Here is a 6,865-nt window from a genome sequence, read left to right on the forward strand (position 1 = left end):
CTTCCCGGAGCCGGTGCTGGCGCACCTGTCCGGGTAACAAAACCCACAGACCGCACACAGCGTTAGCGCCGCGTTACTTCGCCGCCTGATGATATCCGCCACCCAGCGCGGAGGTCAGCTGGATGCTGGCATCAAGCCACTGGCCGTGCAGGCGCAGCGCGGTAATCCGCTCCTGTAGCGCGGGCAGCTTCGCCAGGCTGACGCGTGAACCGGAGAGTATCCCGGCATTCATCCGCGCTTGCGCCAGAGCGACTATCCGCTGAGTATCTTTCTCTACCTGCTGTTGCTGCTGATTTTTTGCCATCAACGTCTCAACCTCGCTGGCCGTTTTCGCTACCTGATTAACCGCATCAACCACCGCTTTATTGTACTTCGCCACCGACAGGCTGTTCTGCGCGCTGGCGATATCCAGGTTCGCATTCAGGCGGCCACTATCAAAGATAGGCAGCGTCAGTCCGGCGGTGACGCCCATCTGCTGCGCGGAGTGGCGGAACAGATCGCTGAGGTGCAGCGCATCCTGTTGCAGGAAAGCCATCAGGTTGATATCCGGGTAAAACGCCGCTTTGGCGGCATCGATTTCGCTCAGAGAAGCTTCGATATACCAGTGCGCAACCTGTAAATCCGGACGCCGCGCCAGCAGCTCGTAGCCTAGCTCCGTTGGCATCTGCGCGCTGACGGCTGGCAGTTCGGTCGGATGCAGATTCAGCGCCTGACTCTGGTTGTTGGTCAGCGCCATTAGCCGGGCCTCAATCTCTTTCATATTGCCCGCAACATCCGCGAGCTGCTGATCGGTTTTGCTGACGTTAATATCGCTCTCTGCCCCTTCGGCCGAGTTAGTGATCCCACGTTGATACAGCGCCGTATCCACGGTCACGATATTATTCTGCTCACTCTTCACCTGGGTCAGCACGTTTTTAATGGCGGCTTCGGTTTGCCATTGCCAGTAAAGGCGGGCGACGCTGCTGGCCAGCAGTTCGCGAGTCTGCGCCTCTTCAGCAACCTGAGCTTTAACCTCACCAATGCGTGCTTTTAGCAAAGCGCGATTTTTACCCCATAGATCCAGATCCCAACCCGCCGTCAGGCCAAAGGTTCCGTTGGTATACCACGGCCCGGTGTTGCCATCAGTATCGGTAGCAAACGGCCCCATCAGGCCTTCAGAGGACATTTTTTGCCGTTCAACGTCGGCGGAAAAATCCAGGCTAGGCCCCAGGTTAGACTGCGACATCCGCGCCTGCGCTTCCGCCAGCCTGATACGCTGTTCGGCAATCTGCATATCCGGCGCGTTAGCTAACGCGCGCTGAACCAAGCTATTGAGCTGCGGGTCGTGGTAATCCTGCCACCAGTTGCTCTGCGGCCAGCCGTTTTTTACGGCCGCGGGCAGTTCCATTGAGACGTGGGATGCCGGGGTCTGCTGCTGCTCCGGGTTGCCAATATCGTGCGATGGCGCGCAGCCAGCCAGCGCGATAGCCAATGGCAGGCTGGCCAGGACGCGTTTGCTCAAGTTCAGGTTCATGAAATCAGTCAGGTAACTAAGTAAGGGCGGGTATAATAAATTAATTGAATATGTACCGTTTAGTAAAGCGTGTGACAAAACTATTAGCAGGCTAAAAATAAACTAAGACCCAAAATAATTCGCATTGTATGAAACGTATATTCACGGAGTGAAAATGAGTCAAAACATCTATGACGATCCCGCTTTTTTTGCCGGATACGCCACCCTCGATCGCTCGGTAAAAGGGCTGGAAGGCGCGCCGGAGTGGCCAACTATTCAGCAAATGCTTCCGCCATTATCAGGATTACGCGTCGTTGACCTCGGCTGCGGCTACGGCTGGTTCTGCCGCTGGGCGAGCGCCCAGGGAGCCGTACAAATAGACGGGCTGGATATCTCCCACCGGATGCTGGAGCGCGCCCGCAAAATGTCTCAGGGCGAAGATATCCGCTATCGCTGCGAGGATTTGCAGACTCTTACCCTGCCTGCCAATAGCTGTGAACTGGTCTATAGCTCACTGGCGCTGCACTATCTACCCGACGTCGCGCCGCTGCTCGCCACCGTTTACCAGGCACTGACGCCCGGCGGTACTCTGCTGTTTTCCGCCGAACATCCTGTTTACACCGCCCCGCTACATCAGGGCTGGCGGGAAGATGAAAATGGGCAGAAGAGCTGGCCGGTGAGCCACTATCAGCAGGAAGGCGAGCGTATCAGCAACTGGTTTGCCGATGGCGTCAAAAAGCAGCACCGCAAACTTTCCAGCTGGATAAACCTGCTGGTCGCCGCCGGTTTTGTCATTGAGCATCTGGATGAGTGGGGGCCGACGGCGGAGCAAATTGCCGCCCAGCCCGCGCTGGATGAAGAAAAAGAGCGGCCGATGATTTTCCTGCTGCGCGCGCGTAAACCGGCGTAATCAGCAAAAAGGCCCGGAGGTCATCCGGGCCATGAAGATAATGTAAGCTATCGTGCACGCATTTTTGTCAGGTGGCGGCTAACGCCTTACCTGACCTGCGCCCCCCAGGCTATTACTCTTTTAAGCTGCCGCCGTTAGTGGCAATCACTTCTTTATACCAGTTGAAGCTTTTCTTGCGGCTGCGCGCCAGGGTGCCGTTGCCCTGGTCATCACGATCGACGTAGATAAAACCGTAGCGCTTGGACATCTCCGCCTTCGACGCGCTCACCAGGTCGATTGGCCCCCAGCTGGTGTAGCCCATCAGCTCAACACCATCTTCAATCGCCTCGCGCGCCTGCACCAGGTGATCGTTGAGGTAGCTGATGCGGTAGTCATCGTTGATGCTGCCATCGGCTTCGACTTTATCCTTCGCGCCCAGGCCATTTTCAACGATAAACAGCGGTTTCTGATAGCGATCCCACAGCACGTTCAGCAACGTACGCAGGCCCAGCGGGTCAATCTGCCAGCCCCACTCCGAGCTTGCCAGATGCGGGTTCGGCACCATGCTGAGAATATTGCCGCGCGCTTTTTTGTTCAGCTCTTCATCGGCGGTGACGCAGCCGGTCATATAGTAGCTAAAGGAGATGAAGTCGACGGTCTCTTTCAGGGCTTCGCGATCGGCATCGGTGATCTCAATGTTAATGCCGTTATCGCGGAAATAGCGCAGCATATAGCCCGGATAAGCACCGCGGCACTGCACATCACCAAAGAACTGCCAGCTGCGGTTCTGCTGCAGGGTTTCAAAAATATCTTCCGGTTTGCAGCTGAGCGGATACATCAGGCCGCCGAGCAGCATATTACCTATTTTGCCCTCCACGACGATCTCATGGCAGGCCTTCGTCGCCAGCGCGCTCGCCACCAGCTGATGGTGAATGGCCTGATAAACTTCGGCTTTGCTGCTGTCAGACGGCAGTCCGACGCCGGTCATTGGTGCGTGCAGGGACATATTGATCTCATTAAAGGTCAACCACAGTTTGACCTTCGCCTGATAGCGCTCAAACACCGTACGGGCATAACGCTCGAAGAAACCAATGACCTTGCGGTTACCCCAACCGCCGTAGTTTTTCACCAGCGCCCACGGCATCTCGTAGTGCGACAGGGTCACCAGCGGCGTGATATTGTGCTTCGCCATTTCATCAAACAGCTTATCGTAATAGGCCAGTCCCGCTTCGTTTGGCTGAGCATCATCGCCGTTAGGGAAAATACGCGTCCACGCAATCGATACGCGCAGGCAGTTAAAACCCATTTCAGCAAACAGGCTGATATCTTCCGGATAACGATGGTAAAAATCGATGGCGACATCTTTAATACTGCTATCGCCCGGTACGCGTTCCACAACCTCACTAAAAATACCGCCGTTTGGCTGGATATCAGAAGTCGACAGTCCTTTGCCATCCTCCAGATAAGCGCCTTCGACCTGATTTGCCGCGGTCGCACCGCCCCATAAAAACGCCTGTGGGAATGTTTTCATTCATCTCTCTCCTGTGATTAACGGGTTACGGACAACAGCGGCTGACCGGCATCCACCGCGCTGGCGGAGACAATATCGAGAGCACGATAATCGTCGCTGTTGCTGATAATAATGGGCGTTGCCAGGTCATAACCGGCATCCAGAATCGCCTGGCGGTCAAACTCCAACAGCAGATCGCCCGCTTTCACTTTGTCGCCCTCTTTAACATGAGCAGTAAACGGCGCGCCATCGAGCTTCACGGTATCGATGCCGACGTGGATAAGCAGTTCGATACCGCTATCGCTTAGCAGGCCGATGGCATGTTTGGTTTGAAAAATTGAGGCGACTTCGCCTGAGAACGGGGCAATAACGCGGCCCACGGAGGGAATAATCGCTACGCCCTGGCCGAGCAACCCGCTGGCGAAGGTGCTATCAGGAACCTGATCCAGCGCCAGTACGCTACCGGTCATCGGTGCAAGAATGTCGTTTTCCGAGGCTGGCGCGACAACAGCAGCAGCCTGTTCAGAGGTCGTGCGCGGCAATCCGGCGATAAAAGTCAGCACGCAGGCAATAACCAGCGCCACCACCATACCAACCACACCGCCCCAGACGCTGGCGTCGACGCCGCCTGGCGGGATCATCAGCGCCGGTAAAAAGATATTCGGGAAGCCGAAAGAGTAGATGCTGGTATTAAAGAATGCGGTAATCGCGCCGCCAATCGCCCCGGCCACGCAGCCAAAAATAAACGGACGGCGCAGCGGCAGCGTCAGACCATAAATTGCTGGTTCGGTGATACCAAAAATCCCGGCGGAAAAAGCAGAGCCGGCCAGCACTTTCTGGCGGGTATCACGAGTACGCAAGAAGATACCCAATACTGCGCCGACCTGGCCCATCACCGCAGGCAGCACCATCGGCCCCATGGTATCGTGACCCAGCACGGCCAGATTGTTGATCATCAACGGAACCAGGCCCCAGTGTAGGCCGAAAATCACGCACACCTGCCACAGCGCACCCAGCGCGGCACCCGCCAACCATGGCGCTACGGCGTAGATTATCTGGTAGCCCTGCGCCAGCAGTTGGCTTAGCCAGGTGGCTACTGGGCCGATAACCAGGAAGGTCAGGGGAACAACCACGCCCAGACAAATCGCCGGGGTAAAGAAGTTTTTCATTGCCGACGGCAGCAGCGCGTTGCTTCTGCGCTCCAGCCAGCAACTGACCCAGGAGGCGAGAATAATCGGGATGACCGATGAGCTGTAGTTAATAAACGTCACCGGAATACCAATGAAATGCTCTACCGGCGCGCCCGGCGCCTGGGCGGCTTCGAAGGCCTGAATCATCAGCGGATGCGTTAGCGCGCCGCCAATCGCCATGGTGATAAACGGATTACCACCGAATTTCACCCCGGCGGTATAGCCGAGGAAAAGCGGGAAGAAGAAGAACAGCGCATCGCTGGCGGCAAACCAGATTTTATAGGTCGCATCGCCAGTATTGAGCCAGCCGCAAACCACCGCCAGCGCCAGAAAACCTTTCAGTAAACCAGTGGCCGCCAGCACACCAATAAACGGGGTAAAAATACCGGAAACAATATCGATAAGCTGACCAAGCAGCGACGTTTTCTCGCCCTTTTCCGCGACCGGCTGGCTCTCATCCGTCAGACCCGCTTCGCTACGCACCGCTTGCCAGACATCATGCACATGGTTACCAATGACCACCTGAAACTGGCCGCCGCTTTCTACGACCATAATGACGCCAGGATTCGCCTTCAGCCCTTCAGCATCCGCCTTTTTGCTATCTTTGAGCTTAAAACGCAGTCGAGTCGCGCAGTGAACCAGACTCACAATATTCTCTTTGCCGCCTACCCGGCTGAGAATATCCTGCGCGAGTGCTTTATATTCCATGCTGTTTTCCTTACATCCGCTGCCCGCAGGCATCGTTAACTGAGTATTAAAAATAAAAAAACCCGAGAACAACGCCGGGTTGGCGTTGCGCTCAGGTTTTGCCTGCATGATGCAGTAACAATCCAGTTTTAATGAAGGTGCTAAGAGCCAGGCCCGATAAGCGTTTAGCGCCCCTCTTTTCTCACTCGTTCAATATGAATGGCGAGAAACATAATTTCTTCCGTCGTCAGCGGCCGCTGGTAGCTTTTTTGCAGGTGCCGGGCGACGGTTTCCGCACACTTCCACGCTTTAGGGTAGTTATCCTTTACCGCGCTGTGCAGCGTCACATCATCATCTTCGACAACAGTTCGCGTCAGCATACGCTGGGCGAAAAACTTGAGATGAGTGACAAAGCGCTGATAGCTCAATGACTCTTCGTCATAGTTAAGCGTCAGCTGATACTTCACCAGTTGCAGGATCTCCTGCATCACCCGGGTAACATGCATCACCTCAGGCATTTCGCTGTTGAGCTGCGCCGTGACCAGATGCAGGGCGATAAACCCGGCTTCATCTTCGGCGAGTTCAACCCCAAGCCTTTTGGCGATAATCGCCCGCGCTTCCTGCCCTAACTCAAATTCCTTCGGGTACAGCCGTTTAATTTCCCATAGCAGCACATTACGAATCGCGAGGCCCTTCTTCTGCCGCTCAATCGCAAAATGGCAGTGATCGGTCAGGGTAATGTACAAACTGTCCTGTAACTTACCGAGACGACCACGCGCCAGATCGATAATCCGATCGCAGGTGGTCATCACTTCTAACGGTATCTGACTGAGTAATTCGCCTAAACGGCCAACCAGTTCATCGCTCTGCAGCGCGAAGACCTTTTCAATTTTACTTTCATCAAGAGAGTCACCAACGCGTTTTTGAAAGGCAAGTCCTCGGCCCATGACCACCTGTTCGCGCTGCTGCTCATCTACAACCACCACTACATTATTATTAAGTACTTTGGCGATTTGCATATGAACCCCAAAAACAAAAAAACCTGACCCCGACAGATGCCAGGAAATCAGGTTTTGCCTGCCGAAGCAGTAACAATC

The 6,865-nt window shown here is 55.2% G+C and carries 4 protein-coding genes and 1 pseudogene; 1 reads left to right on the forward strand and 4 read right to left on the reverse strand.

What is annotated here, in order from left to right; genetic code table 11:
• Positions 1-73 precede the first annotated feature (73 nt).
• Positions 74-1,513, reverse strand: coding sequence for a multidrug resistance outer membrane protein MdtQ (gene mdtQ / locus QVF11_RS24035; protein ID WP_287859822.1), 1,440 nt, complete (start codon positions 1,511-1,513; stop codon positions 74-76).
• Between the two features lie 154 nt (positions 1,514-1,667).
• Between mdtQ and QVF11_RS24040 the strand changes: the two genes are divergently transcribed.
• Entirely contained in the window at positions 1,668-2,402 is a 735-nt protein-coding gene (locus QVF11_RS24040; RefSeq protein WP_287859825.1) for a class I SAM-dependent methyltransferase, read from the forward strand.
• Positions 2,403-2,514: 112 nt separating this feature from the next.
• On the opposite strand, the gene QVF11_RS24045 is transcribed toward QVF11_RS24040, so the two are convergent.
• From QVF11_RS24045 to bglG, 3 genes and pseudogenes are all read right to left on the reverse strand, one after another.
• On the reverse strand, positions 2,515-3,912 hold the full coding sequence (locus QVF11_RS24045; protein WP_287859827.1) for a glycoside hydrolase family 1 protein: 1,398 nt from the start codon (positions 3,910-3,912) through the stop codon (positions 2,515-2,517).
• A 17-nt stretch (positions 3,913-3,929) separates the two neighbouring features.
• Positions 3,930-5,900 (reverse strand): annotated as a pseudogene (bglF, locus tag QVF11_RS24050) (PTS beta-glucoside transporter subunit IIABC).
• 53 nt (positions 5,901-5,953) lie between these two features.
• Positions 5,954-6,787, reverse strand: a complete 834-nt coding sequence (gene bglG, locus QVF11_RS24055; protein ID WP_139536593.1) for a transcriptional antiterminator BglG — start codon at positions 6,785-6,787, stop codon at positions 5,954-5,956.
• Between the last annotated feature and the right edge of the window lie 78 nt (positions 6,788-6,865).

Source organism: Klebsiella sp. (assembly GCF_027492335.1).
GTDB lineage: Bacteria > Pseudomonadota > Gammaproteobacteria > Enterobacterales > Enterobacteriaceae > Klebsiella > Klebsiella huaxiensis.

Coding starts and splice junctions, on each gene's coding strand:
- QVF11_RS24045 (WP_287859827.1), bottom strand. CDS start 3,912: ATGAAAACATTCCCACAGGCGTTTTTATGGGGCGGTGCGACCGCGGCA.
- mdtQ (WP_287859822.1), bottom strand. CDS start 1,513: ATGAACCTGAACTTGAGCAAACGCGTCCTGGCCAGCCTGCCATTGGCT.
- QVF11_RS24040 (WP_287859825.1), top strand. CDS start 1,668: ATGAGTCAAAACATCTATGACGATCCCGCTTTTTTTGCCGGATACGCC.
- bglG (WP_139536593.1), bottom strand. CDS start 6,787: ATGCAAATCGCCAAAGTACTTAATAATAATGTAGTGGTGGTTGTAGAT.